At 71.2% G+C, this 25,959-nt stretch carries 24 protein-coding genes; 20 read left to right on the forward strand and 4 right to left on the reverse strand.

Annotated elements, in window-relative coordinates:
• Positions 1-167: 167 nt before the first annotated feature.
• The 5 genes from ACIBPB_RS30875 (at position 168) to ACIBPB_RS30895 (ending at position 4,919) form a co-directional block, all read left to right on the forward strand.
• A complete protein-coding gene (locus ACIBPB_RS30875; protein WP_013476047.1) occupies positions 168-515 on the forward strand; it encodes a helix-turn-helix transcriptional regulator in 348 nt (115 codons plus the stop codon).
• Positions 512-1,048 carry a signal peptidase II gene (locus tag ACIBPB_RS30880; protein WP_013476048.1) on the forward strand — a complete coding sequence of 179 codons (537 nt, stop codon included), beginning with the start codon at positions 512-514 and terminating at the stop codon, positions 1,046-1,048. Before ACIBPB_RS30875 ends, ACIBPB_RS30880 begins: the two co-directional genes overlap by 4 nt.
• Positions 1,038-2,249, forward strand: coding sequence for a sodium/hydrogen exchanger (locus tag ACIBPB_RS30885; protein ID WP_013476049.1), 1,212 nt, complete (start codon positions 1,038-1,040; stop codon positions 2,247-2,249). The genes ACIBPB_RS30880 and ACIBPB_RS30885 overlap by 11 nt, the downstream gene beginning before the upstream one ends.
• A gap of 88 nt (positions 2,250-2,337) precedes the next feature.
• Positions 2,338-4,308: a cation-translocating P-type ATPase gene (locus tag ACIBPB_RS30890; protein ID WP_013476050.1), complete on the forward strand. Its 1,971-nt coding sequence runs from the start codon at positions 2,338-2,340 to the stop codon at positions 4,306-4,308.
• Positions 4,305-4,919 carry a cation transporter gene (locus ACIBPB_RS30895; RefSeq protein ID WP_013476051.1) on the forward strand — a complete coding sequence of 205 codons (615 nt, stop codon included), beginning with the start codon at positions 4,305-4,307 and terminating at the stop codon, positions 4,917-4,919. The genes ACIBPB_RS30890 and ACIBPB_RS30895 overlap by 4 nt, the downstream gene beginning before the upstream one ends.
• 82 nt (positions 4,920-5,001) lie before the next feature.
• Here ACIBPB_RS30895 and ACIBPB_RS30900 read toward each other — a convergent pair whose 3' ends face one another.
• Positions 5,002-5,430, reverse strand: a complete 429-nt coding sequence (locus ACIBPB_RS30900) for a hypothetical protein (protein WP_013476052.1) — start codon at positions 5,428-5,430, stop codon at positions 5,002-5,004.
• 40 nt (positions 5,431-5,470) lie between these two features.
• Positions 5,471-6,880, reverse strand: coding sequence for a mercury(II) reductase (gene merA / locus ACIBPB_RS30905; protein ID WP_013476053.1), 1,410 nt, complete (start codon positions 6,878-6,880; stop codon positions 5,471-5,473).
• A 98-nt stretch (positions 6,881-6,978) separates the two neighbouring features.
• On the opposite strand from merA, the gene ACIBPB_RS30910 reads away from it, so the two are divergent.
• The 3 genes from ACIBPB_RS30910 to ACIBPB_RS30920 all read left to right on the forward strand — a co-directional run bounded on the left by ACIBPB_RS30910 (position 6,979) and on the right by ACIBPB_RS30920 (position 10,429).
• Positions 6,979-7,371, forward strand: a complete 393-nt coding sequence (locus tag ACIBPB_RS30910; RefSeq protein ID WP_013476054.1) for a helix-turn-helix transcriptional regulator — start codon at positions 6,979-6,981, stop codon at positions 7,369-7,371.
• On the forward strand, positions 7,368-7,643 hold the full coding sequence (locus ACIBPB_RS30915; protein WP_047891324.1) for a hypothetical protein: 276 nt from the start codon (positions 7,368-7,370) through the stop codon (positions 7,641-7,643). Before ACIBPB_RS30910 ends, ACIBPB_RS30915 begins: the two co-directional genes overlap by 4 nt.
• A 728-nt stretch (positions 7,644-8,371) precedes the next feature.
• Entirely contained in the window at positions 8,372-10,429 is a 2,058-nt protein-coding gene (locus ACIBPB_RS30920) for a heavy metal translocating P-type ATPase (RefSeq protein WP_013476056.1), read from the forward strand.
• Positions 10,430-10,561: 132 nt separating this feature from the next.
• Here ACIBPB_RS30920 and ACIBPB_RS30925 read toward each other — a convergent pair whose 3' ends face one another.
• Positions 10,562-11,008 (reverse strand): DUF305 domain-containing protein, encoded by a 447-nt coding sequence (locus tag ACIBPB_RS30925; protein ID WP_013476057.1) that lies wholly within the window; start codon positions 11,006-11,008, stop codon positions 10,562-10,564.
• Positions 11,009-11,178: 170 nt separating this feature from the next.
• Between ACIBPB_RS30925 and ACIBPB_RS30930 the strand changes: the two genes are divergently transcribed.
• The 10 genes from ACIBPB_RS30930 to ACIBPB_RS30975 all read left to right on the forward strand — a co-directional run bounded on the left by ACIBPB_RS30930 (position 11,179) and on the right by ACIBPB_RS30975 (position 22,369).
• A complete protein-coding gene (locus ACIBPB_RS30930) occupies positions 11,179-12,351 on the forward strand; it encodes a glycoside hydrolase family 3 N-terminal domain-containing protein (protein WP_225319486.1) in 1,173 nt (390 codons plus the stop codon).
• A 325-nt stretch (positions 12,352-12,676) separates the two neighbouring features.
• Entirely contained in the window at positions 12,677-13,000 is a 324-nt protein-coding gene (locus tag ACIBPB_RS30935) for an NADH-quinone oxidoreductase subunit A (RefSeq protein WP_176739798.1), read from the forward strand.
• Complete coding sequence (locus tag ACIBPB_RS30940) at positions 12,991-14,589, forward strand: hypothetical protein (protein ID WP_013476060.1); 1,599 nt, start codon at positions 12,991-12,993, stop codon at positions 14,587-14,589. The genes ACIBPB_RS30935 and ACIBPB_RS30940 overlap by 10 nt, the downstream gene beginning before the upstream one ends.
• Positions 14,582-15,514, forward strand: coding sequence for a complex I subunit 1 family protein (locus ACIBPB_RS30945; protein WP_013476061.1), 933 nt, complete (start codon positions 14,582-14,584; stop codon positions 15,512-15,514). The genes ACIBPB_RS30940 and ACIBPB_RS30945 overlap by 8 nt, the downstream gene beginning before the upstream one ends.
• Before the next feature lies 1 nt (position 15,515).
• Complete coding sequence (locus ACIBPB_RS30950) at positions 15,516-16,079, forward strand: NADH-quinone oxidoreductase subunit J (protein WP_013476062.1); 564 nt, start codon at positions 15,516-15,518, stop codon at positions 16,077-16,079.
• Positions 16,076-16,378 carry an NADH-quinone oxidoreductase subunit K gene (locus ACIBPB_RS30955; RefSeq protein WP_013476063.1) on the forward strand — a complete coding sequence of 101 codons (303 nt, stop codon included), beginning with the start codon at positions 16,076-16,078 and terminating at the stop codon, positions 16,376-16,378. Before ACIBPB_RS30950 ends, ACIBPB_RS30955 begins: the two co-directional genes overlap by 4 nt.
• On the forward strand, positions 16,375-18,315 hold the full coding sequence (locus tag ACIBPB_RS30960) for a proton-conducting transporter membrane subunit (protein WP_030500452.1): 1,941 nt from the start codon (positions 16,375-16,377) through the stop codon (positions 18,313-18,315). Before ACIBPB_RS30955 ends, ACIBPB_RS30960 begins: the two co-directional genes overlap by 4 nt.
• Before the next feature lie 4 nt (positions 18,316-18,319).
• Entirely contained in the window at positions 18,320-19,810 is a 1,491-nt protein-coding gene (locus ACIBPB_RS30965; protein ID WP_013476065.1) for a NuoM family protein, read from the forward strand.
• Positions 19,811-19,813: 3 nt separating this feature from the next.
• Positions 19,814-21,223, forward strand: a complete 1,410-nt coding sequence (locus ACIBPB_RS30970) for an NADH-quinone oxidoreductase subunit N (protein WP_030271518.1) — start codon at positions 19,814-19,816, stop codon at positions 21,221-21,223.
• A 144-nt stretch (positions 21,224-21,367) separates the two neighbouring features.
• Positions 21,368-22,369: a C40 family peptidase gene (locus tag ACIBPB_RS30975; protein WP_013476067.1), complete on the forward strand. Its 1,002-nt coding sequence runs from the start codon at positions 21,368-21,370 to the stop codon at positions 22,367-22,369.
• A 79-nt stretch (positions 22,370-22,448) separates the two neighbouring features.
• Here ACIBPB_RS30975 and ACIBPB_RS30980 read toward each other — a convergent pair whose 3' ends face one another.
• Positions 22,449-23,981 (reverse strand): multicopper oxidase family protein, encoded by a 1,533-nt coding sequence (locus tag ACIBPB_RS30980; RefSeq protein WP_013476068.1) that lies wholly within the window; start codon positions 23,979-23,981, stop codon positions 22,449-22,451.
• Positions 23,982-24,133: 152 nt separating this feature from the next.
• On the opposite strand from ACIBPB_RS30980, the gene ACIBPB_RS30985 reads away from it, so the two are divergent.
• Both ACIBPB_RS30985 and ACIBPB_RS30990 read left to right on the forward strand, forming a co-directional pair.
• Positions 24,134-24,826: a response regulator transcription factor gene (locus tag ACIBPB_RS30985; protein WP_013476069.1), complete on the forward strand. Its 693-nt coding sequence runs from the start codon at positions 24,134-24,136 to the stop codon at positions 24,824-24,826.
• Positions 24,823-25,938 (forward strand): cell wall metabolism sensor histidine kinase WalK, encoded by a 1,116-nt coding sequence (locus tag ACIBPB_RS30990; protein WP_013476070.1) that lies wholly within the window; start codon positions 24,823-24,825, stop codon positions 25,936-25,938. Before ACIBPB_RS30985 ends, ACIBPB_RS30990 begins: the two co-directional genes overlap by 4 nt.
• Positions 25,939-25,959 lie beyond the last annotated feature (21 nt).

Genomic DNA, 25,959 nt, shown 5'->3' on the forward strand with positions numbered 1-25,959 from the left:
TGGCCCCGCCCCGGCCGTCTCGACGTGATTGCGCCGATTCGCGGCGTTTGGCTGAAGCCGCTGCGAGGAAGCACAAGACTTATCCATGACACCACCTCTACATCATGAAGCGGCGATGTGATCGCCATCTCGCGATCTTCGCCGGCCTGGTGCGGTAGCATCGCCACATGGCGATGACACAGGAAGTGGAGCGGGAGGCCCTCGCGCCCGCCGCGGCGCTGTTCCGCGGGCTCGCAGACCCGACCCGGCTGGCGATCGTGCGCCGGCTGGCCGGCGGTGAGGCGCGGGTGGTGGACCTCGTTCGGGAGTTGGGGTGGGCGCAGTCGACGGTGTCGGCGCATCTGGCCTGCTTGCGGGACTGCGGACTGGTGGACTACCGCGCGGTCGGGCGCCAGTCCTTCTACTTCCTGACCCACATGGAGCTGATGGACCTGCTGGCGGCCGCCGAGTCGCTGCTGGCCGCGACCGGGGAGACAGTGGCGCTGTGCCCAACCTACGGCGACGGCCCCCGGTGACCGCCGTGCAGACCCCGCCGCAACGTGTGGCGTGGCTGGCAGGCGCGGCGGTGACGGCGCTGGCGGTGGACGTCGCGTCCAAGAGCGCCGCTGTGGCGTGGCTGCCGGGCCGCAGCGTCGATCTGTTCGCCGGGCTGGCGCTTCGGCTGACCCGCAACCCGGGCGCGGCGTTCTCGATCGGCACCGGCATCACCCCGGTCTTCACGGTCGTGGCGGTGGCCGTCATCGCGGGCATCTCCTGGTACGGGCGCAAGGTCACCCATCGCGGGTGGGCGGTGGCGCTCGGCCTGATCGCGGGCGGGGCGGCCGGGAATCTGGTGGACCGGCTGTTCCGGTCCCCGGGTCTGGGCCGGGGGCATGTGGTCGACTTCCTGCACCTGGACTGGTGGCCGACGTTCAACCTGGCCGACAGCGCCCTGATCTGTGGGGTGGCGGTCGCGATGTGGCTGAGCCTGCGCAACGTGCCTCTCAGTGTGCCAGCGGCCGATGACAGCGCGGTTTCCACCAGCGCGGGGGCAACCGGTGAGCGCTGAGATCGAAACGACCGTCAGCGGGCGCGGCGCCGCGGGCCGCATCGTCCTCGCCCTGGCCGTCGCCGCCCCGGCGGTGATCGTGCGGCTGGCCGGGGTGGAGCTGGCACCGGTGGCGGCGATGGTGGTGTTCGGGGCTGCGGTGTTGGCCTCGGTGGCGCTGCTGATGTGGGCGTCGGAGGCCGCCCGGGTGGACATCTCCGGCAGCCTCGCGCTGGCCATCCTGGCGCTGGTGGCGATCCTGCCCGAGTACGCGGTGGACATCTTCTTCGCCTACACCGCCGGCCACGACCCCGCCTACGCCGCCTACGCCACGGCGAACATGACCGGGGCGAACCGGCTGCTGATCGGGGTGGCGTGGCCGCTGCTGGTCGCCTTCGCGATCTTCGCGGTGCGCCGCCGCCGGGTGCGCGGCGAGCGCGACAGGGTCACCTTGGCGCCGCATCGGCGCACCGAGATCGTGTTCCTCGCCGCCGCCACCGTCTACGCCCTGGTCATTCCGCTGACCGGCCGGCTGGCCTGGTACGACACCCTGGTGCTCGGTGGCCTGTTCGCCGCCTACCTGTGGCGCATCCGCGGCAACGAGGAAGGCGTGGAGGAACTCGCCGGTGTCGCGGCCACCGTCGCGGCGCAGCCTGCCGCCCGCCGCCGTGGCCTGGTCGCCGCGCTGTTCGTCGCCGCCGGCGCGATCATCCTCGCCGCGGCGGAGCCGTTCGGTGACTCGCTGGTCGCCGCCGGCGCCGATTTGGGCATCGACGAGTTCCTGCTGGTGCAGTGGCTGGCCCCGATCGCCTCCGAAGCGCCGGAGGTCATCGTCGCGATCACGTTCGCGCTGCGCGGCCGGGCCGACGACGGCATGGGCGCCCTGCTGGCCGCCAAGCTCAACCAGTGGACCCTCCTGATCGCCTGCCTTCCCATCGCGTATTACCTGGGTGGCGGCGAGTTCGCCGGGCTTCCGCTGGACGCCCGGCAGACCGAGGAGCTGGTGCTCACCACCGCCCAGACCCTGCTCGGCGTGGCCGTGCTGGCCGACCTGCGGCTGACCCGCGGTGAGGCGCTGCTGTTGTTCGGCCTGTTCGCCGTGCAGTTCGTGCTGCCCGCACCCAACATCCGCTACGTGATCGCCGCCGTCTACACCGTGCTGGCCGTCGCGCTGCTGATCCGGCAGCGCCGGCACGTCCCCGCCCTCATCAAATCCCTGTAACCCCAGTTCAGAGAGGACCCGTGACCATGACTGCCACCCCTCGACCCGGCAGCGCCCCTGCCGCCGTCGCACGACGAGCAGGTGCCCGATGAGCGACGCGTGCGGCTGCGGCGACGACAAGCCCACCGGCGCAGGCGAAGCCGAGGAGCGGGAACCGGAACGGCTGTGGGACGTCTCCGAGATCCGCGCGGCCGCCGTAGCCGGGGTCCTGCTGCTGGCCGGCTACGGCGCCGGGTGGACCGGCGCGCCGCGGCCGGTGGAGATCGGCCTGCAGGCCCTGGCTCTCGCCGTCGGCGCGTGGACGTTCGTGCCGTCCACGCTGCGCCGCCTGGCCAAGGGCAAGATCGGCGTCGGCACGCTGATGACCATCGCCGCCGTCGGCGCCGTCATCCTCGGTGAGGTCGGCGAAGCCGCCATGCTGGCGTTCCTGTACTCCATCAGCGAAGGGCTGGAGGAGTACTCGCTGGCCCGCACCCGCCGCGGTCTGCGCGCCCTGCTCGCCCTCGTGCCCGCCCAGGCCACCGTCCGTCGCGACAGCATCGAACAGGCCATCTCCCCGGCCGAGCTGCGCGTCGGCGACCTGATGATCGTGCGGCCCGGCGAGCGCATCGCCACCGACGGCATCATCCGCACCGGCCGCAGCGCCCTCGACGTCTCCGCCATCACCGGCGAATCCGTACCGGTCGAAGCCACCACCGGCAGCGACGTGTACGCCGGGTCCATCAACGGCACCGGCGTGCTCGAGGTCGAGGTCACCACCACCGCCGAGGACAACTCCCTCGCCAAGATCGTGCGGATCGTCGAGGCCGAACAGGCCCGCAAGGGCGCCAGCCAGCGCCTCGCTGACCGCATCGCCAAACCCCTCGTTCCCGGGGTGATGATCGCCGCCGCGCTCATCGCGGTCGTCGGAAGCCTGCTCGGTGACCCCGCCACCTGGATCGAACGGGCCCTCGTCGTGCTCGTCGCCGCGTCGCCGTGCGCGCTGGCGATCTCCGTGCCGGTCACCGTGGTCGCCGCCGTCGGCGCGGCCAGCAAACTCGGCGTACTGGTCAAGGGCGGCGCCGCCCTCGAAGCGCTCGGCGCCGTGCGGGGTGTGGCGTTGGACAAGACCGGCACGCTGACCCGCAACCGGCCGACGGTCATCGACGTCGCCGCCACCGGTGCCGCCACCCGCGAGCAGGTCCTCGACCTGGCCGCCGCGTTGGAGGCCCGCAGCGAACATCCCCTCGCCCGGGCGATCCTCGCCGCCGTCGACACCCCCCGACCGGCCACCGACGTCGAAGCCATCACCGGCGCCGGCCTCACCGGCGTCGTCGACGGCCGGACCGTCCGGCTCGGCCGACCCGGCTGGCTAAACCCGGGAGAGCTCGCCGACACCATCACCGGCATGCAGCAGGCCGGCGCCACCGCCGTCCTCGTCGAGGACGGCGGCCGACTGATCGGCGCGATCGCCGTGCGCGACGAGCTTCGACCGGAAGCCGTCGAGGTGATTGACCGGCTACGCCGCAGCGGCTACCACGTCTCCATGCTCACCGGCGACAACCACGCCACCGCCACCGCCCTCGCGGAACAGGCCGGCATCACCGAGGTGCACGCCGACCTGCGCCCAGAAGACAAGGCCCGCATCGTGGCGCAACTCCGCGATCAGCGGCCCACGGCGATGGTCGGTGACGGTGTCAATGACGCGCCCGCCCTGGCCACCGCCGACCTCGGCGTCGCGATGGGCGCCATGGGCACCGACGTGGCCATCGAAACGGCCGATGTCGCGCTCATGGGCGAGGACCTGCGCCACCTGCCCCAGGCCCTCGACCACGCCCGCCGGGCACGGTCGATCATGCTGCAGAACGTCGGCCTGTCCCTCGCCGTCGTCGTCGGCCTGATGCCCTTGGCCCTGCTCGGGGTGCTCGGCTTGGCCGCCGTCGTCCTCGTGCACGAGATCGCCGAGGTGATCATCATCGCCAACGGTGTCCGCGCCGGCCGGGCTCGCGCCCTACAGCCGCTGACCACCACCACCGACGCCGACACCGCACCAGCCCCTGAGACGGTGAGCGTCGGATGACCGGCCGGGAGGAGGCGCTGCGCCGACGGGGGCAGCGCCTCGCCTGGCTCATCGTCGTCTGGGACATCATCGAAGGAGCCATCGCCGTCACCGCCGGCCTGGCCGCCGGCTCCATCGCACTCCTCGGCTTCGGCATCGACTCGGTCATCGAGGTCTTCGCCGCCGCCGTCGTCATCTGGCAGCTACGCGCCGGACCCCGCGCCCGACAACGACCGGCGCTGCAGCTGATCGCCGTCAGCTTCCTCGCCCTGGCCGGATACGTCACCTACAAGTCCGCCTCGGACCTGATCGGAGCCGAACGCCCCGACACGTCGTTAGTCGGCATCGGACTCAACGTCGTCGCCCTCGCCGTCATGATCCCCGTCGCGGTCGCCCAGCGCCGCACCGGCCGCGCACTGGACAACCCGGCCGTCACCGCCCAGTCCCAGGAAACCTGGGTCTCCAACTACCTGTCCGTCAGCCTGCTCGTCGGGCTCGGCCTCAACGCCACACTCGACTGGTGGTGGGCCGACCCGAGCGCCGCCCTGGTGGTCGCCGGCGTAGCCGCCAAGGCGGGCATCGACGCGTGGCGCGAAGCTCACGAGTACCCGCAGCAGGAGCAGAGGCGCTGACCGTCTGGGGGACGCTTGCGGCACCGGGGCTGCCAAGGCCCACCATCGGCGGTTGTCTGACATCGTCACGGCTATGCCTGGACTAGCCGCTGCTGGCGCAGTGGTCGCGGGCGTCGCAGTCCGTGCTGACCACCGGTGGGGTGATCGCTTCGTCGACGATCAGGCTCATCGCGGTGCCCAGTGTCAGCCCTGCGGTTACCGGCCGCATCGGCGTGGTGCGGCGCAGCAGGGCGTACAGGGGTGCCCACGAGACAGCGAGCCCGTAGTGGAACAGCAGTCCCGCCCAGTCCAGCTGCTTCTGGCTGAGGTCGAGGCCGAATAGCTTGGCGGTTTGGGCGGCTGCGATTCGGTACGGTGAACCCCCGGGACGGGCCGCGTCTTCGTGGGCGCGGGCCTGTGCGGGTTCGAGTTCGTAGAGTTTCTGCGACACCGGCTCCATGATCTTCGTGCCCAGGTAGCCGGCCAGAGCGCCGACGCCCAGGTCTTCGCCGGTGGCGGCTGTCCTATTCACCAGGCATCTCCTGTCGTTGGGACTGGTGGGCGCGGGTTAATCAGGAGGCGCAGCAGGACAGTTTCGACACGTCGCGGGTGTAGGTCTGGGCGGCGAGTTTGAGGCCTTCGGCCATGGTCAGGTATGGGCACCACAGGTCGGCCATCTGCTGCACGGTCATGTCGTTGGCGAGGGCGTACACGGCGGTGGCGATGACCTCTCCGGCGGCGTCGGCGACCACGTGGGCGCCGAGGAGTCGGCCGGTGTCGGCGTCGGCGACCAGCTTGATGAGGCCGCGGGTGTCGCGGTTGACGATCGCGCGTGGCACGTACTCCAGCGGCAGTACCCGGCAGTCGCAGCGGTGACCAGCGCTGATCGCCTGGGCCTCGGTCATCCCGGCCGACGCGATCGCCGGGGTGGTGAAGGTGACTTGCGGCAGGTGGTGGTAGTCGACGGTGCGACCCGCGTTGTCGAAGGCGTTGTCGGCCACGATCGACCCGTGTGCGCCGGCGACGTACACGAACTGGGGGTGGCCGGTGACGTCTCCGGCGGCCCAGATACGCGGGTTGGTGGTGCGCAGGTGCTCGTCGACCAGGATCTCGCCGTGCTGGCCGGTCTTGACTCCGACCGTCTCCAGGTTCAGGCCGTCGACAACTGGGCGGCGTCCGGTGGCGATCAGGATCTGCTCGGCGTGGATCTGTCGGCCGGGTTGTCCGTCGAGCACGGCGACGACGTGTCCGTTCTCGCGGCGTACCGACCGTACGGTCGCGGTGGTGTGGACGGCGATGCCGTCGTCGGCGAAGACCTGCTCGATGGCAGCGGACACCTCCGGTTCTTCCTTGGGCGCGAGTCGGTCGAGGGTCTCGACCACGGTGACCTGGGTGCCGAGTCGGGCGAACAGTTGCCCCTGTTCGAGGCCGATGTAGTTGCCGCCGACCACCAGCAGGGACTGCGGCAGGTGGTCGGATTCCATCGCCGTGGTGGAGGTTAGGTAGCCGACCTGGGCGAGGCCGTCGATGGGTGGTATCCACGGGGCCGAGCCGGTGGCGATCAGGTAGTTCTCCGCCTCGATGCGTTGACTGCCGCCGTCGGGCAGATCGACGCACAGCAGCGGGCCCTCGGTGAACCGGCCGTGGCCGGTGAGGATCTCCCAGCCGTACTCGGCGGCGAGGTCGACGTACTTGTCCGCCCGCATGTCTGCCACCAGTCGCCGCTTGCCGGCGATCAGCTCCTGGAAATCCACCTGCTCGGCGCTCGCGCGAATTCCCGGGAAGCGGGCCGCGTCCAGCGCGACGTGGCGGGCGTGCGCGGCGGCCAGCAACGCCTTGGACGGTACGCACCCGGTGTTCACACACGTGCCGCCCACGTCGCCGTGCTCCACCATCACCACGTGCTTGCCCTTACGCCGCGCGGCGATCGCCGCCGCGAAGGCACCGCCACCGGAGCCGACGATTGCCAGGTCGTACCGCATCACGCACCGTCCTCAAGCGGAAACCATCCGGGTACCGGATCCTCGGATGCCACGCTAGCATCTGCTTATCCGGATGATTCCAGGATTGGGGTGGTGAGGTGACCGAGCGTGCGACGCCGGCCTTGACAACGCCGGCCGTGGCGCTGCTGCCGGCCGAGGACGAGGGGGTGGGGATGGTGGCCAAGTTCTTCCGCGCCCTCGCCGATCCGACCAGGCTGCGGCTGCTGGAGTTCCTGCTGCACGAGCCGCACACGGTCGGCGAGTGCGTGACGCACGTCGGCCTGGCCCAGGGCCGGGTTTCCAGCCACCTGGCCTGTTTGGCCGACTGCGGCTACGTTGCGGCCCGCCGCGACGGGCGGCGCACCTTCTACCAGGTCACCGACCCTCGGGTGGCCGACCTGATCATGCTGGCCCGATCTCTGGCCACGGACAACGCCACAGCCCTGGCCGCCTGTATTCGCATCGCCCCGACGCGCAGGACGGAGGGGTGAGCGCCGTGCCTCCCACCGGCAGCACCCCGGCCCAGCACCCATCCACCGTCGGCGGCCCGGCCGCCATCGCTGGCGGGATCGGCGCGATGGTCGCCTGCTGCACCGTGCACCTACTCATCGTCGCCGGTGTCCTCGCCGGGCTCGGCGGCACCGCGATCGGCGGCATCGCCCTCGCCGTTGGGCTGGCCACGGCCGCCACCGTGTGGGTGATCGCGGTCCTGCTGCGCCGGCGCAAGACGACCACCGCAGCGGTGTGCTGCCCACCCCGGTGAATGCCTGGGCGTCGAGCAGGCCGCGCGACGTTGGGCCAGGTCTGAGGCAACGGATGAGGATCAACCGTTAGCGTTGTCTTCGGGCTGGCGGCCTGCACCCCCGCCGGCGCGCAATGCACCACCGCGGTTCGCGCCGGATGCACCCCGAGCAGCCTTGCCGCCTGCAGCAGGACCGCCGGGTCCGGCAGCCGCGCCGTAACCTCCTGGCCGTCTAGCACGAGGTCGGTCAGCTGGTCGATGCCGAATCCGTTGCCAGGCCGGCCGATGACTCCGGACGTCAGCCCCGACCGGCGCAGCGACCCGAGCAGGCTCTGCGCCTCCGCGACCATCACCGCAGTCGGCGGCCCCCAGGTGGCCGGTGGGTTGTGCTCCGACACCGCTGCCAGGTCGAACAGGACCGCGTCGAGACGTTCGAGGGGCAGGCGAAACCTGTCAGCACCGCAGCTGTCTCGCGCGTCGATGCCACTGTCGCCGCAAGTAGTCACCACCCGCCTCCACGAGCCTTCGGGTGAGGAGGCCCGCCCGGCAGGAGCCGCAGACCTTCCAGCGAGACCCTATCCGTGGCCAGGCCAGCCAGCGGCGGAATCGCTGAGATCCCACCGGCGCGCCGTCGCACCCGCGATGGTGAAGACCTGGGGCGTCGGCGCAGCGCCGCCCCAGCCGCTGATGTGCCGGGGCGGTGAGCGTGGCACCCGGCGGCCGCAGACAGGTTTCGGGAGGCGAGGCAGGTGCACCACGGCGGCGGGCAGCCCGGCCATGCCTGCGGCGGCGCCGGGACGCACCCGCAGCACGACAAGCACGCCGGCCACACCCCCGAGATGTTCCGCAGCCGGTTCTGGGTGTGTCTGGCGCTGACCATCCCGGTCGTCCTCACCAGCCGTCTAATCATGGACTGGCTGGGTTACTCGCTGGACTTCCCCGGTGTTTTGTGGGTTGGTCCGGTGCTCGGGTCGGTGGTGTTCTTCTACGGCGGTTGGCCGTTCCTCGTCGGCGCGGTCCGCGAGGTCCGCGACCGCGCCCCCGGCATGATGCTGCTGATCGGGATGGCCATCACCGTGGCGTACGTCGCCTCCGCGGCGACGAGTGTCGGCCTGTTCCGCCTGGACTTCTGGTGGGAGCTCGCCGCCCTGGTCACGATCATGCTGTTCGGCCACTGGCAGGAGATGAAAGCCATCGGCCAAGCCCGGGGGGCCCTGGCCGCGCTGGCCGCCCTGCTGCCCGATGAGGCCGAGCGGGTCGGCCCGGGCGGAGCCGTCGAGCGGGTGGCGGCGGCCGAGTTGCGGGTCGGCGACAGGGCGCTGGTCCGCCCCGGTGGACGCGTGCCCGCTGACGGGCACGTCGTCGAGGGCGGCGCCGAGCTGGACGAATCGATGATCACCGGCGAGTCGCGGCCGGTCCCACGTCGGGTGGGGGACCGGGTGGTCGCCGGCACCGTGGCCACCGACTCGGCGATCCGCGTCCAGGTCGACGCGGTGGGGGAGGACACCGCCCTGGCCGGCATCCAACGGCTGGTCGCGCAGGCGCAGGCAGCCGGTGGGCGGGCGCAGGCGCTGGCCGACCGGTTCGCCGCGTGGCTGTTCTACATCGCCACCGCCACCGCGCTGCTCAGCCTGATCGTCTGGTCCGCGCTCGGCCGGGTCGACCAGGCCGTCGTCCGTACCATCACCGTGCTGGTGATCTCCTGCCCACACGCCCTCGGCCTGGCGATCCCACTGGTCATCGCCCTGTCGACCAGCGTGGCGGCCAACTCCGGGATCCTGGTCAAGGACCGTCTCGCCCTGGAACGGATGCGCACCGTCGACGCGGTCCTGATCGACAAGACCGGCACCCTGACCAAAGGCCAGCACACCGTCACCGGCGTCGCCGCCGCCGACGGCACCAACGAGGACGAGGTGCTGCGCCTGGCCGCCGGAGTTGAGGCCGACAGCGAGCATCCCCTCGCCCGGGCCATCGTCGCCGCCGCCCAACGAGTCGGACCGGCAAGCGGCTCGGAGTTCCGGTCGCTGCCCGGCCGCGGGGTGCAGGCCACCGTGGCCGGGGCGGCATACGCGGTGGGCGGCCCGGCCCTGCTGCGGGAACTGCACGCCGACGTCCCTGCCGAACTGCGCCAGGCCGAGCAGGCGTGGTCGGCGCGCGGCGCCGCCGTGCTCTACCTGGCCCGCCTCGACGGCCCGCCCCAGCTGCTCGGCGCGCTGGCGCTCGAGGACGAGGTACGCCCGGAGGCCCGACAGGCCATCGCCGAGCTGCGCCAACTCGGAATTCGGAAGATCGCGATGATCACCGGTGACGCCCGCCCGGTCGCCGACGCGGTCGCCGCCGATCTCGGTTTCCGTCCCGGCGAGGACGAGGTCTTCGCCGAGGTGCTACCCGCCGACAAGGACGAGATCGTCGCCGGCCTGCAACAGCGCGGCCACCGGGTGGCGATGGTCGGCGACGGCGTCAACGACGCCCCCGCCCTCGCCCGCGCGGACGTCGGACTGGCCATCGGCGCCGGCACCGACGTGGCCATCGAATCCGTCGGCGTCGTCCTCGCCTCCTCCGACCCGCGTGGCATCTCCGCCACCGCCCGCCTGTCCAAGGCGTCCTACCGCAAAATGGTCCAGAACCTCGTCTGGGCCGCCGGCTACAACGTGGTGGCCATCCCCGTCGCCGCGGGCGTCTTCGCTTGGGCCGGTGTGGCACTCAGCCCGGCCGCCGCCGCCGTGCTCATGTCCGCCTCGACCATCGTCGTCGCCCTCAACGCCCAGACGCTGCGCTGGGTGCACCTCACACCACAGGACCACTGAAGACGCATGTCAGTCCTGTCAGTCGCTGGCGCTGGCAACGGTCGCCCCGCTGACCGTCACGGCGCGGTAGGGACGCGTCCGGGGGAGGTTGAGGGCCCAACCGGACCTCGGTCGTCCTCAGTGCCGACCCAGTCAGTAGCGGTCCTTGAGGATCTTCTTCATCTGTGTGATCTCTTCCTCCTGTGACTTCACGATCTGGTCGCAGAGCTCGATGATCTCGGGGTCGGTGATATCTGATTCCTGGCAGACCAGCACGGCCCGGGAGTGGTGCGGGATCATCGACTTCAAGAAGCCCTCGTTACCCACGAACGGCTCGGTGCGCACGGCAGCGAATCCGCCGATGAAGACAGCAGCGAACGCGATGTACAGCATGATGTTGAGACGCTTGTTGGTGAACATGCTGCTCATGACGCCCATCATGATCACGCCCATGATCGACACCATGATCAGTGACATGTAGAAGTTGCTCAGGTTGAGGTAGAAGTCGCCGAAGCGGCGGATCTGCGACAGGGTCAGGACGAACATGACGACCAGACTCACCGCCAGGACGACACCGAACCGAACATAGTTCTGCTTCATCGCTCCTCCGGAGTGGACAGCGTGGTGAGCATCGGGCAAGGGCCCTCAGTACCCGGGTAGACCAGATCCAACCGACGCAACTCTCACCACGTTCGTCGAGGCGTCCCACCAGCGGATGACATCTTCTGGGTGAGGACGCATCGGGCGGGCATGGGTCCTAACGTGCGGGGGTGGACAGCGTTCACCTGCCCCGCCGGCTGCTGCTCGCCGGACTCGGCTCAGCTGCAGTGGCAGCCGTTGCCGGCTGCGAGTCGCACCGCGCCACATCCTCGACGCCCCGGCCAACGAGCAGCCCACGGCCGACCGGCGCATCGCGCGGAGCCGGGGCGGCGCTGCGGCGAAAGATCGCCAGCCTGCTCGTGGTCGGCTTTCGCGGCGCCCAAGCCCCGAACTGGATCATCAAGGCGGTGCGGGACGGTCTGGGCGGTGTGATCCTCTTCGACCAGGACCTGGAGAGCAAGTCGGTGCGTAACATCCGCTCGCCCGAGCAGGTTACGGGCCTGGTGAATACCCTGAAAAGCGCCTCGCCCGGCCGGCTCATCGTCTCCATCGACCAGGAAGGTGGCCGTACCGCCCGCCTCAACCCGAGCAACGGCTTCCCGGCGACCAGGTCGGAGGCCGAGATCGGCGCGGAGAACTCCACGTCGGCGACCGGCGACTGGGCGCGAGGACTGGTGGCGGGGCTGACGCGGATCGGGGTCAACCTGAACTACGCCCCGGTCGTCGACCTGAACATCAACCCCGACAGCAGGGCTATCGGCAAGCTGGGTCGCAGCTTCTCGGCCGACCCGGACGTGGTCGTCAGCAACGCCACGGAGGAGATCCAGGCGCACCGGGCGGCTGGTGTGAAAACCTGCCTGAAGCATTTTCCCGGATCGGGTAGCGCCGCCGGAAACACCGATTTCGAGGTCGTCGACGTCAGCGACACCTGGCAGGTAAAGGAACTCGAACCGTTCCAACGGCTGATCCAGGCCGGCCTCGCCGACTCCGTCATGGCCGCCCACGTGCTGAACAAGCAGCTCGACCCGGCGTACCCGGCGTCGCTGTCAGCCGCGACCGTGACCGATCTGCTGCGCGGCCGGCTCGGCTGGCGCGGGCCGGTGGTCAGCGACGACATGCAGGCGGTCGCCATCACCGACCGGTACGGTGCCGCCGAGGCGGTCGCCCTGGCGTTGCAGGCCGGCCTCGACCTGCTCGTCTTCGCCAACCAGCAGGTACACAACGAGAGAGTCGTCGAGGAAACAGTCGACACGATCACCAATCTCGTCCGGGCCGGGCGCATCACCGAGGACCGCATCGACCAGTCCGTCGCGCGAGTGGATTCCCTCCGCCCGAAACGCTGACCGAGGTGCTCCGGGCACGCTCCAACCCGTGTGCGTGCTCGCGGCACAACATGCGTCGGCTACTACCTCATGATAGTAGAAGTGGGTGAGGAGACGGCTGGATCGGCAGACGCCGGACCCGACGATGGGCTTGTCACGTGCCGGGTGAGGGTCCGGTAAGGCAGGGCACCCTCTGATTTCGGCCCAAGATCTCGCACAGTGCCTGACGGCGAGCGGCGAAGGGAGACAGCACCGGCCGGCGGGGCCCCGGATGGCCGAGCGCTCGGTGAGCAGCTTGGGAGTCAGCAGCGCGGAGGGAAGCGGAATGTACGCAGGGGCAGCGAGCATGGCCTTGGTGGCCGCGCTCATTGTCGGCGGTCTGTACCTGGCCCACCGGGCTTTGGCGATCGCTGCCTCACCGCTGGGGAGCGTGCCCTTCCAGTCCGGGTGGCAGCCTGAGGAGCACGCGTTGTCGCGCTACCACGTTCGGTGGTACCTGGCCACGCTGCTCTTTCTCGCGTTCGACGTGGAGATGCTGTTCATGTACCCGTGGTCGGTGGTCGTCGCCCGGCTCGGGGCCACAGCGATCGTCGAGATGTTCGTCTTCCTCGGGGGAGTCTTCCTTGCGGTGCTGTGGGCCTGGCGGGAAGGCGCGCTGCGATGGGTCTGAGCGACGCGGTGAGTCGGCTCGCCGTCCGGCACGCGCACGTGCTTGTAGCAGAGGCGCCGGGGCACTGGGTGACCCGGGCCGCGGTCGAGCGCCACGTCCTGGCGCGCGGCTGGCGGCTGGCTTTGTCCCCGGCAGAGGCCGACATCCTGGCCGTCTGCGGCCCACCGCCCTCGCAGCTGGCGGAGCCGCTGCACCGGCTGTGGGAGCAGATGCCCGGCCCGCGGGCTCGCATCGATGTCGAATCCCCGCATGCCGTCCCGCCCGCCCTCGTCCTAGCGCAGGAAGATCTGCTCGACCTCAACCGGCAGCGGACCGACAGCCAGGACCGGTCATCCGGCCACACCGCGATCGGCCATGCCCACACCGGCGACCAGCTGCCCCACGAACGGCACGCGCCACAGGAGCACGCCGACCACACCCCGGAGCGCCGCCATGGCGGCGGACAGCAGGACGAGGCGGCCCATGAGCCGCACGCCGACCACGGCAACGGCGCCGACTCCGCGGGAAGCCAGGAACGTCCACACCGCGCAGCGCCGGCGCATGAGGGGCACGGCCACGTCGGCCACGAGGAACCGCCACGCGGCGGCGGTGAGCACGCCGACGACGACGGCGGCCAGGGGCATGGCGATCACGGCCACACCGAGCATGGCGACCACGACCAGAAGGCGGCCCGTGGGCAGGCGGGTCATGGTGGTGGTGCGGCGCACCCCGGGCACGAGGACCTGCCCTCTGAGGGCCACGGCGACATGAGCCATGCCGGGCACGCCGCCCACGCCGATTCTGAAGACGTCCATCACAAGGGGATGGGGCAGTCTTCCCACGGCGCAATGACGCACGAGGGCCACGGCGGAATGGAGCATGGCGGCATGGCCCACGGCGGCATGGAGCACGGGGGTATGGACATGGCCCCCGGCGGTATCCCGCTCGCCTCCGGCGGTGAGGACCGCGACGGCTTGGAGATGGACTTCCTGCACCTGCGACTTGGCCCGGTCCTGGCGTACTGGCCGGCGGGCCTCGTCCTGCGGTGCACCCTTCAGGGTGATGTCATCGTCGATGCGGAGACCAGCCTCGTCACCGCGACCGATCCCGCCGCCGAGCCGGAGCGCCGGTACGCGCCGGAGGACCTGCGCCGGTTCGCCGCCAGACGCTGCGACAACGCCGCCAGCCTCCTGGGCCTCGCCGGCTGGGGTGATGCCGCCTCCCGCGCTCGGCGTATCCGTGACGCCCTGCTGTTCACCGATGACCGTGACGGGCCAGCAGGGGAACTCGAACGGCTGCGCCGCGTGGTCGGCCGGTCGTGGTGGCTGCGGCGCTCACTGCACCGCATCGGGCCACTGGATGCGGACGACCTCGCCCGCCGGGGTCTGCCGGCCACCATGGCAGGCGACGTGCGTGACCGGCTGCTGGCCATGCTCAATCACGCGGCGAACAGTATCGGCGGCCAGCGGCCCGCTGGCTCGTCGCTCGGCGTACCCGTCGACGCGATCCCTGATCTCGTACGCGGGTGGGACCTCGCCACCGCCCGCCTCATCGTCGCCAGCCTCGACCTCGACCCCCTCGTCACGGACCGCGAGGTGAGTCATGCCTGACGTCACCGTGCTCCCCGCCGGCTGGGCGCTGGCCGCCGCAGCACTGCTCGGACTGTTGGCGGCCGCGGCCGCCGCCTTTGACGGGTTCCTGGCCTCATGGGCATCCGGCGCAAGCTCCTCAGGGCTGAGTCAGCCGTTCGGTGAGGTGGCCCGGCTGATGCGCCAGCGGCGGCGGACCACGGTAGCGGGGGACAGCCTGCTGTGGCGTATCGGCGGGGCGGGACTGCTGTTCATGGCGTTGATGATCATCACGGTGGTGCCGCTGGGGCGGTGGACGCTGTTCAACCTCGATGTGGGGGTGATCTGGTTCAACGCCATGGACGTTCTGGCGTGGGCGTTCGTGTGGCTGACCGGCTGGGGTGCCAACTCGGCCCACTCCCTGATCGGCGGTTACCGGTTCCTCGCCCACGGCCTGGCCTACGAACTGCCGCTGATGTTCGCGCTCGTGGCACCCGCAGTAGGTGCGTCGAGCCTGAACGTCGGGACGATCGCCGCCGCCCAGCAGGGCCTCTGGTTCGTCGTCTGGATGCCGGTGGCCTTCCTCGTCTTCTGCCTGGGCGTCCTCGCGATCGCCGTCTGGGGACCCTTCTCCCCGGCCCTCGGCGCCGACGTGGCCGGCGGTGTGACCGCCGAACTGTCCGGCGTCGACCGGCTGCTGTTTCAGGGTGGCCGGTACGCGCTGCTCGCCGCCGGGGCCGCGTTCGCGGTGCCGATGTTCCTCGGCGGCGGCGCCGGCCCGCTGCTGCCCGACTGGGCCTGGGTGCTGATCAAGACCCTTGCCCTGCTGGCCGCATTGGTGTGGCTGCGCCGCCGCCTGCCCGCGGTACGACCGGACGTGTTCATGGAGGTCGGGTGGATCGTGCTGCTGCCCGCGGTGCTGCTGCAGGACCTGGTCGTCGCGGTCGTCGCCGTAGGGAGGGGCTGAGGTGGTCACCCACGTCGTGTTCTGGGCCCTGGCGGTTGTCGCCGTGCTCGCCGGCGCTGCGGTGTTCGTCGTCGACTCGATGGCCCGCGCCAGCTACGCGCTCGCCGTGTCGTTCATCGCCGTCGGTCTGCAGGTGCTGCTGATGCAGCAGAACTACGTCGGGGTGGTGACGATCCTGATGATGGTCATGGAGATGGCCGTCATGGCGGTCTACATGGTCATGTTCATGGGCATGAACCCGGCGCTGATGCCGATGAGCATGGTCCACGACAACCGGCACGCCCTGGCGGTGTCCATCGGCGTGTTCGTCCTGCTGGCCGCCGGGGTGCTGCTCGTGCCGTGGCCCACGCGGCGCGGTGCCCCGCCCGTCGACGTCACCGAGGCGTTGGGGGAGGAATTGATGGGTCCGAAGATGCTGGTCATGACCGGCGTTGGGGCGGTCATGGCGGTGACCATCGTCGCCGGCGTGGTCCTCGCCGCCCACCGGACCCGCTACGACCGGTTCGGCGACGACCTGCGCCGGCGACCGGCCGACGACCCGCAGCCCGGAGGGGTCGGCCGATGACCCTGCAGACCGTGCTGCTCGTCGCGGCCGCGCTGTTCAGCGTCGGCCTCTACGGCGCCCTGTCCCAGCAGGTCGTCGTCATGGTGATGATGGGGCTGGAGCTGATGCTCAACGGTCTCATCCTGGCCGGCGCCGGATTCTGGTGGTTCCTCGCCCCGCACCCGTCCGGGCAGGTCCTGCTGCTGGTCATCATCACGGCGATGACCGTCGAGATGGCGATGGGCTTCGCCGTGGCCACCCACCTGCACCGGGTACGCCGCACCGACATGACCGACATGGCCGCGGACCTGTCCCGATGAACGGGCTTGCGCAGGCGGCGCTCTGGTCACTGGTGGCCCTACCGGCTGGCGTCGGCGCGTTGCTCGCGTTCGACCGGCGGGCTGACCGGCTCGCGGCACCCGTCGCGCTCACCGTTGCCACCGGGTCGGTGGCCCTGTCGGCGGTGGTCGGGGTGGCCCGGCCGCGGGTGGCGGCGCCGTTCCTCGCCGGCACCGAGTTCGCGCTCGCCGTCGACGGGCTCGCCGCCCTGGTGCTGCCGATGTTGACGGTGGTCACCCTGCTCGTGCTACTCGCCGCAGCAGGGGAGATCCGCCGCTCCCGGGCCCGCTTCCACGGCCTGATGCTGCTCTTCGCCGCCTCCGTCGCGCTCACCGCCACCGCGGCGACGCTGCCCACCCTGCTGTTCGCCTGGGAGCTCGTGGGCGCCGCCTCGTACGCCCTGATTGGGTTCTGGTGGCGCGACTCCGACCGGGTGTCCGCAGGCCTGACCGCGTTCGTCACCACGCGCGCCGCCGACCTGGGCCTCTACCTCGCCGCCGGCGCGGCCCTCGCGGGCGGCGCCGGTCTGGCGTTGCGCGATTTGCCCGACAGCAGCCCCGGCTGGCGGCACCTCATCGCCGCCGGGATGCTCATCGCCGCGCTGGGCAAGGCCGCGCAACTGCCCTTCTCGTTCTGGCTTTCTCGGGCGATGGCCGGCCCGAGCCCGGTCAGCGCGCTGCTGCACTCCGCGGCCATGGTCGCCATGGGCGGTTACCTGCTGCTGCGCGTCGAGCCGCTGCTGGCCACGACCGGGTGGGCGGGCCCGGCCACCATGTGGGCCGGAGCGGTGACGGCGCTCCTGCTGGGGGCGGTGGCGGTCGCCCAGCGGGACCTCAAGCAACTCCTCGCCGCCTCCACCTCCGCCCAGCTTGGTTTCGTGGTGCTAGCCGCCGGGGCCGGCGGGATCGCGGGCGGCGCGACGCACCTGATCGCGCACGCCGCCACCAAGGCCTTGCTCTTCCTCGCGGCCGGAGCTTGGCTGACGGCGCTGGGCACCAAGCAGCTCGCCGGGCTGCGCGGGGTCGTCGCTCGGTGGCCGTGGGTCGGGTGGACGGCAACCGTCGGTGCGCTCGCGCTCGCGGGGATGGCGCCGCTGTCGCTGTGGGCGACCAAGGACGAGGTCCTCGCGGCGGCCCTCGAGCAGTCGCCGTGGCTCTACGCGGTGGGGTTGGCCGCGTCGGCGCTCTCCGCCGCCTACGCGGGGAAGGTGCTGGTGGTCATCTGGCGGCGGGTCCCCCCCGACCAGCAGGCCGACGTCGACGCCCACCGGGACGAGGAGGAGACGGCCACCAGGCGGGTCGGCGTCCTACAGCAGGCGCCGCTGGTCGCGCTCGCGATCGGTGCGGGGTTCGCTGGCCTGCTGGCTCTGCCACCGGTCGGCGCCACGGTCGCGCGGACCGTCGGGCAGCCGGAGAAGTTCCACGTGTCGCTGCCGGAGCTTGGGGTGTCGGCGGTGATCGCACTGGTCGTCGTCCTGGCGGTCGCCCGCCGCCCGATCCCCGAGCCGCGCTGGGCGCTGCACTGGCTCGGGCTGGAGCCCGCAGCACGAGTCCTGGTCGTCCGACCGACGCTGCGCTGCGCCGAGGCGTTGGCCCGTTTCGACGACCGGGTCTTGGACCGGGCCGCGGTAGCCCTGGCGCGCACGGTGCTGAGCCTGTCCCGCCGGGCCGGCTCGTTCGACGACCGGGTCCTCGACCGGGGCGTCGAATTCGCCTCGGCCCGGACGCTACGGATGGCCGCTCGGGCCGGCCGGGCCGACGACCGGTGGCTCGACGGGGCGGTGGAGGCGTTCGCCGCCGGGATGCGCCGGCTCGGGCAGTTCGCGCGCCGGCCGCAGACCGGACAGCTCTACCAGTACTACCTACAGGCCGTCGTGGTGCTCCTCGTCGGTGTCGTCGTCCTCGTGGTGTTGGGGTGAACCCGTGCTCAGCGTGATTGTCTTCCTTCCCCTGTTCGCAGCGGTGGCACTGGTCGCGCTGCCGCGGCTGGGAGACACCGCGGCGCGCTGGACCTGGATCGCCGTGACCGCCGTCGATCTCGCGTTGATCGCCGTCGTCTGGTGGCGTTACCACACCCCGCCGACCGGTGAGCTCGCCTTCGCCGAGCGGGCGGCGTGGATTCCCGGCGTGAACAGCAGCTACCACATCGGTGTGGACGGGCTCTCGCTGCCGCTGGTGGTGATGACCGCCGTGATCTTCCTGGCCTGCGCGGTGTACGCACTGCACGAGCGACACCGGCCCCGAGGGCAGGCGGCGCTGTTTCTGTTCCTGCAGAGCGTCAGCCTCGGTCTGTTCGTCGCCGCCGACCTGGTCCTGTTCTTCGTCTTCTTCGATCTGTCCATCGTCGGCATGTACTTTGTCATCGCCGGCTGGGGCCATGGCAACCGGGCACACTCGGCGCTGAAGTTCTTCCTCTACACCTTCCTCGGCTCCCTCGCGTTGCTGGTTGGGTTCATCGGCCTGTACGTCGCTGCCGCCCCGCACACGTTCGACATGCCGGAACTCGTCGCCACGCCGCCGTTGCAGGGCCGGCCGGTCGCGGGTGGGCTGGTGCTGGCGGCGATCCTGCTCGGTCTGGCGGTGAAGACGCCGACCGTGCCCTTCCACACCTGGCTGCCGCCGGCACACACCGACGCACCGGCCGTCGGCTCGGCGGTCCTCGCCGGGGTGCTGCTGAAGATGGGCACCTACGGCTTCGTCCGCATCGCCATGCCGATGCTCCCGCAGGCGTGGAGGGCGTGGGCCTGGGTGGTCGTCGTCGTCGGCGTCGTGTCGGTGCTCTACGGGGCGCTCGTCGCGCTGGCCCAGTCCAACGTCAAACGCATGATCGCGTACACGTCGGTCAACCACATGGGCTACATCGTCCTCGCCGTCGGCGTGGCCGGCCTGGTCGCCGCCGACACCGCCCAGGCTCGCGGCGTGGCGGTCGTCGGGGCGGTCACCCAGATGGTCAGCCACGGCCTGATCACCGCGGCGCTGTTCCTGCTCGCCGGCGTCCTGCGGGACCGCGCCGGCACCTACGACATGCGTGACTTCGGCGGGCTCGGCGCGCCCGCGCCGACCTTCGCCGCGCTGTTCGCCGTGGGTGCGTTCGCCTCCCTCGGCCTGCCCGCCTTCTCCGGCTTCATCGCCGAGTTCCAGATCTTCACCGGCAGCGTCGCCGCGGCACCGGTCACCGCCGTCGCCGTGCTCGGCATCCTGATCACCGCGGCGCTGTTCCTCCGCGCGCTGCAACGCGTCTTCACCGGCGACACCACCGGCAGGTCCATCGGGTTCACCGACCTGCGCGCCCGCGAACTCTGGTCGGTCGGGCCGCTGCTGCTGCTGTCCCTGCTGATTGGGGTGCTGCCGCGCCCGCTGCTCGACGTCATCGAACCGGCAGCCCACGCCGTCGTCGGCCTGCTCGGGCGGTGACCGGTGGAAACGGAGATGATGCGACCGCTGCTGCTGGTCCCCGAGATGCTGCTCGCCGGCGGCGCCCTCGCCGCTCTGATCGGCGGTTCCTTCGTCCCCCGCCACCGGCAGTGGATCATCCGGATCTTCACCGCCGTCGTGCTCGTCGCCACGATCGTCGTCGCCGCGATCCAGTTGGGCGAGCCGGCGACGAGCGCCTTTGACAACTCGTTCGCCGTCGACACGGCCACCGGGATCGCCCGCATCCTCGCGGCGTCCGGCACCCTGCTCATCCTGGCGATCGCGGCCGACGAGATCTCCGGTACCGCGCGGGAGAGCGAAACCTACAGCCTGCTCCTGTTCTCCACCGCCGGCGCGGTGCTGCTGGCCGGGGCGAACGACCTGCTCGCCCTCGCCGTCGGGTTCCTGCTCGCCAGCATCCCGCTCTACGCGCTGATCGGTCTTGCCCACACCGCTGCCGGCGCCGAAGCCGCGCTGAAGACGTACCTGTTGGGAGCCTTGTTCGGGATCCTGCTCCTGCTGGGCGTCACCGTGCTGACCGGCCTGTCCGGCACCACCACCTATCCCGAACTTTCGCAGCGCCTGCCGGACATGCCCCGCGGGGCGGTCGCGGTCGCTGCGGTGGCTCTCCTCGCAGGGCTGATGTTCAAGGCCGGCGGCGTACCCGCGCATTTCTGGGTGCCCGACGCCGCGCAGGGCACCTCCGCCACCGCGGCGACGTTCCTGACCACCGTTCCGAAGATCGGCGCGCTGATCGCCGTCTTCCGACTCGCCGGCGTCCTTCCCACCTCCGTGTCCTGGGCGGTCGCGGTGGCTGTCGTGGCAGCCGTCAGCATGACCCTGGGAAACCTGGCCGCCTACTGGCAATCGGACCCACGCCGGCTGCTCGGCTGGTCCACCGTCAGCCAGGTCGGGTTCCTGCTCGTGCCCATCGTGGCCATTGGACGAAGCGACCTGGCACTGCCGTCGCTGCTGCTGTACCTGGCCGGCTACACGGTGACGAACATCGCCGCGTTCGCGGTCACCGCCGCCCTTCCGGAGCACCGCGACCTCACCGACTTCCGGGGCCTGGCCTACCGGCGGCCGGGGCTCGCCGCGGCCCTGCTGGTCGCCCTCCTCGGCCTGGTGGGCACCCCGCCGACGGCGGTGTTCGTCGGCAAGCTCACCACCGCGACCGCCGCCTGGGACGGCGAGTACGCCTGGCTCGCCGTCGTCGTGTTCGTCAACAGTGTGCTCAGCCTCTTCTACTACCTGCGCTGGATCGTTCCCGTGTACCGAGAGCCCGGCGACTCGGCGGTGACCTCCGAGGCCGTCCTGCGGCGCGTCACGGCGCGGACGGCCATCCTCGCGTCGGCCGTCAGCCTGGCGCTGGGGCTGGTGGCCGGACCGCTCTGGTACGTGGTCAGCCGCTAGCCCTCGGTGACACTTTGGCTGCTCGGGCCGTCCCCTCTTCAACTATCGGCCAATAGTAGGTAAGGATGTGGGCGAACCCGCCGCGGGTGGGGCCGCTACCGCGCAGCCCCGCCCGCTTCCCAAGGCCAGAAGGAGTCCGTGCTGGTGGCATCCCTGCCCCTTCGCCGTCCCCCCGCGAGCCACCCGCCCGTCCGTCGCGGCGGGCTGGCCCGCCGTGCACTCGTCCTGCTCGCGGCCGCTGCGCTCGGCGCCGGGCTCCTGGCGGCACCGGTCCACGCCGCGCCCTCGGCGGACGAGATCGAAGCGCAGATCGACAAGCAGTGGGAACAACTCGAGCCCACCATCGAAGGCTTCAACAAGGTGCGGGCCCAGCTGAAGGTCAACCAGAAGAAGGCGGCGGACCTCGAGAAGAAGATGGCCCCGCTGGAACTGGAGTCCGCGCTGGCGATGAACCGGGTCGGCGCTATCGCCGCCCGGTACTATGTGCGGGGCCCCTCGCAGGAACTGGGTGCCCTTCTGGTGAGCACCAAGCCTGGGACCCTCGCCGAACAGTTGGTGATCCTCGACCGGCTTGCGGCCCAGCAGCACCAGGAAATCGCCGGTGTGCTGGCTGTCCGCGACCGGTACCAGGCGCAGAAGAAGAAGCTGGACGAGCTGATCGCCGCGGAGGTCAAGCAGCAGGACGAGTTGGCGGCGAAGAAGAAGCAGATCGACGCCGAGATCAAACGCCTGACCGCGTCGCTGCCGAAGACGACGGTGAAGGTAACGGGCTGCCCCACTATCAGCGGCGTGGTCAGCAGCGCCGCGCAGACGGCGATCCGCGTCGCCTGCCAGCAGGTCGGCGACCCGTACGTCTGGGGGGCCGACGGCCCGGACGCTTTCGACTGTTCTGGGCTCACCCAGTACGCCTACAAGGCCGCGGGTATCTCGCTCACTCACTTCACCGGCGCGCAGTGGAACGAGGGTCGGCCGGTGTCCCGGGCCGACGCCCGCCCCGGCGACCTGATCTTCTTCTTCAGCGACCTGCACCACATGGGGCTGTACCTGGGTAACGGCCTGATGGTGCACGCGCCGCGGGCCGGTAAGCCGGTCAACGTCCTGAGCATCACCTACATGCCGGTCGCCGGCTTCCGCCGCGTCACCTGAACCGTCGGTCGATGACAGGAGGCTCCCATGGCCGAAGGCCGCGGGAGCCTCCTGTCACCCCGGGGGATAGGTCAGGCTGTTACTCCTGGTACGCCAGGTTGATCATCATGCCGGTCTCGGCGTGGTAGATGTTGTGGCAGTGGGTCATCCACTGGCCCGGGTTGGTCGCGTCGAACTCGACCGCGACGGTCTGCTTCGGCACCACGATCACCGTGTCCTTGCGGACGCCGGTGTCGGTGACGGCGAACGTGTGGCCGTGCACGTGCATGGGGTGGAACATCGTGCTTTGGTTGACGAACTCCAGCCGCACCCGCTCGCCCTGGCCGACCAGCAGCGGGTCGAGCTTGTCGGTGGTGGTGCCGTTGATGGTCCACCGGTAGGGCATCATCGAGCCGCCCAGTTCCAGGCGGTGCACCCGATCGGCCTTGCGGCGCTCCAGTTTGACGGCGTCGGCAGGGCTCAGGCCGCCGGTGAGCAGCACTCGGAGGTCCAGCTCCGCAGGGTGGACAGTCGCGGCCGGCGGGCTGCCGGCGCCGGTGCGGACCACGGCCACGCCTTGGCCGCTCTTGCCTTCGGCGACCGCGACCAGGGGAAAGACGCCGTCGCCGAGGTCCACGGTGACGTCCGCCCGTTCCCCCATGCCGAGCACCAGGGCGTCGCAGGTGGTGGGGGTGACGGGGAAGCCGTCGGTGTGGGTGACGGTGAGACGGTGGCCGCCGAGGGCGATCCGGAACGCGGTGTCGGAGGCGGCGTTGACGAGGCGGATCCGCACCCGCTGGCGCGGTCGACCGGTCAACGTCACCGGGGCGTCCGGTGCCCTGCCGTTGATCAGATAGTGCGGGTAGACCACGTCTCCTGCCCCACCTAGCAGGGGCGAGGTCATGCTCTCCATGCCGCCCATCGACATGCCGCTCATGCCGCCGTGCTCCATGCCGGCCATGCCGTTCATGCCGGCCATGTCGTCGTGGCCGCCCATCGACTGCAGCGACGCCAACACGTCGTCGGGTGTGCGGCCGGTGCCGTCGACCCAGTCGTCGAGCACCACGATCCACTCCTGGTCGTACCGGCCGGCCTCGTGCGGGTCGTCGACCACGAGCACACCGTAGAGAGCGCGGTCGAGCTGGACTCCCGAGTGCGGGTGGTAGAAGTAGGTGCCCGGGTCAGGGGCGGTGAACTCGTAGGTGTGCGTTCCGCCCGCAGCGATCGACCGCTGGGTCACTCCGGGCACGCCGTCCATGTCGTTGCGCAGCGCGACGCCGTGCCAGTGCACGCTCGTCTCGGTGGCCAGACCGTTGGCCACCTCGACGCGGAGCACGTCGCCGGCCCGCGCGCGCAGCAGCGGACCCGGCGCGGAATCCTGGTAGCCCCAGGTCTGCACCTGCCGGCCGCCGAGGTCGAGGGTGACCGGGCGCGGGTTGAGCCTCGCGGACACGGTGCGGGCGCCGGCCCGCCGTCGCGCTGCCTCGGTCCGGGCCACCAGGTCCCCGCCCGGAGCCACGAGACGGGGGTCGAACAGCCCGCCGGCCCAGGCGGCGGCGCCGGCCGTGCCGGCGATACCGACCGTGCCGGCGATTCCGGCCAGCAGTCGTCGGCGGGTGAGGGTGGGGGACATGGCTGCTCCTTCGGCTGCGAGGAACCCTGTCTGCAGCCTGACCTTCGCCGCGGGCCGACGGCCACGTCGCACGGCTTTCTTCAGTGAATCTTCATGAGCGATCGCCGGTGACCTGGGTCCGCCCGGCCTGACCGGCAGGGCAGGATTGGCCCATGGGTGTACGTGTGCTGGTGGTCGACGACGAGCGCAGCCTGGCCAAGGTCGTCGCCAGCTATCTGGAGCGCGACGGTCACGAGGTGAGCTGCGTCTTCGACGGCCGGTCGGCGGTCGCGGCCGCCCGGCGGGACCGGCCCGACGTGGTGGTGCTGGACCTCGCCCTGCCGGGCCTGGACGGCATCGAGGTCTGCCGCCAGATCCGCACGTTCACCGACTGCTACGTGGTCATGCTCACCGCCCGCAGCGAGGAGGTCGACAAGCTCATCGGCCTCGGCGTCGGCGCGGACGACTACCTGACCAAGCCGTTCAGCCCGCGCGAACTCGTCGCCCGGATCCGCGCCATGCTGCGCCGTCCCCGCGCCGCCGTGGCCCCGGCCGCGGAGCAGTCGACCCGGACGGTCGGCGGGCTGCGGGTCGACCTGGCCGGCCGTGAGGTGTACGTCGACGAGCAGCCCGTGGAACTCACCCGGACGGAGTTCGACCTGCTTGCCGCGTTGTCCGCGCAGCCGGACACGGCGCTGCGCCGCCGGCAGCTCATCGACGCGGTGTGGGGTGCCGACTGGGTCGGCGACGAGCACCTCGTCGATGTGCACATCGCCCACCTGCGCCGCAAGCTCGGCGACGATCCCGCCGGGCCCCGGTTCATCCGCACCGTCCGCGGCATCGGCTACCGGATGGGGCGGGGATGAGACGACAACTGGGACTGCCGGGCCGGCTTCTCGCCGCCCAGGCCCTCGTGGTGCTGGTCGGCGCGGGAACCCTCGGCCTGGTGGCGGCCGTGGTCGGGCCGGCGATCTTCCGGAGCCATCTGAGGCGGGTGACCGGTCCGGTCGACCCCGGGACCGCTCATCACGTCGAGCAGGCGTACGCCTCGGCCAGCGCCCTCGCCCTGGGGGTCGCGATCGCCGTATCGCTGCTCGCCGCCCTCGCCGTCAGCGCCTACCTGGCTCGCCGCCTTGCCCGACCGGTCACCCAGTTGGCGACCGCCGCCGCGGACGTCAGCCGGGGCGACTACGCGGCACGGGTCAACGGTCCCGGCCTCGGTCCGGAGTTCGACACGGTCGCCGCCGCCTTCAACACGATGGCCGCCCGGCTGGCCGACGCGGAGGCGACCCGCCGCCGTCTGCTGGCCGACCTCGGCCACGAGCTGCGTACTCCGTTGGCCACCATCGAGGCGTACGTGGACGCGGCCGAGGACGGGATCGCGGTCGAGGGCGAGGACACCTGGACGGTGCTGCGGGCGCAGACCACCCGGCTGCGCCGTCTGGCCGAGGACGTCGTCGCGGTGTCCCGCGCAGAGGAGCACCAACTCGACCTGCGCCCCCGACCGGTCGCCGTCGGTGAGCTGGTCAGCGCTGCCGTGGCCGCCGCCCGGCCCCGGTACGCGGCGAAGGGCCTCACCCTGCACGAGCAGGTGGCACCGGACGTCGGAGTGGTCGACGCCGACCCGGTACGGATGGGGCAGGTGCTGGGCAACCTCCTCGACAACGCCCTGCGCCACACCCCACCGACCGGGCGCGTCAGCGTGCACGCCACCCGGGCTGCCGACGAGGTGCGCGTCAGCGTCACCGACACGGGAGACGGCATCGACGCGCGGCACCTGCCGCACGTCTTTGAACGCTTCTACCGGGCGGACGCCGCCCGGGACCGCGAGCACGGGGGATCGGGCATCGGGTTGGCCGTCGCCCGCGCTATCGTGACCCAACACGGCGGCAGGATCACCGCCGCCAGTGAGGGCCCCGGCCGGGGCGCGATGTTCACCGTCGCCCTGCCCGGCGCAGGGCCCGCCGCAGGCAGCTGACGAAGCGCGTGGGGGAGGCCC

This window comes from Micromonospora sp. NPDC049836 (assembly GCF_044465125.1).
Classification (GTDB): domain Bacteria; phylum Actinomycetota; class Actinomycetes; order Mycobacteriales; family Micromonosporaceae; genus Micromonospora.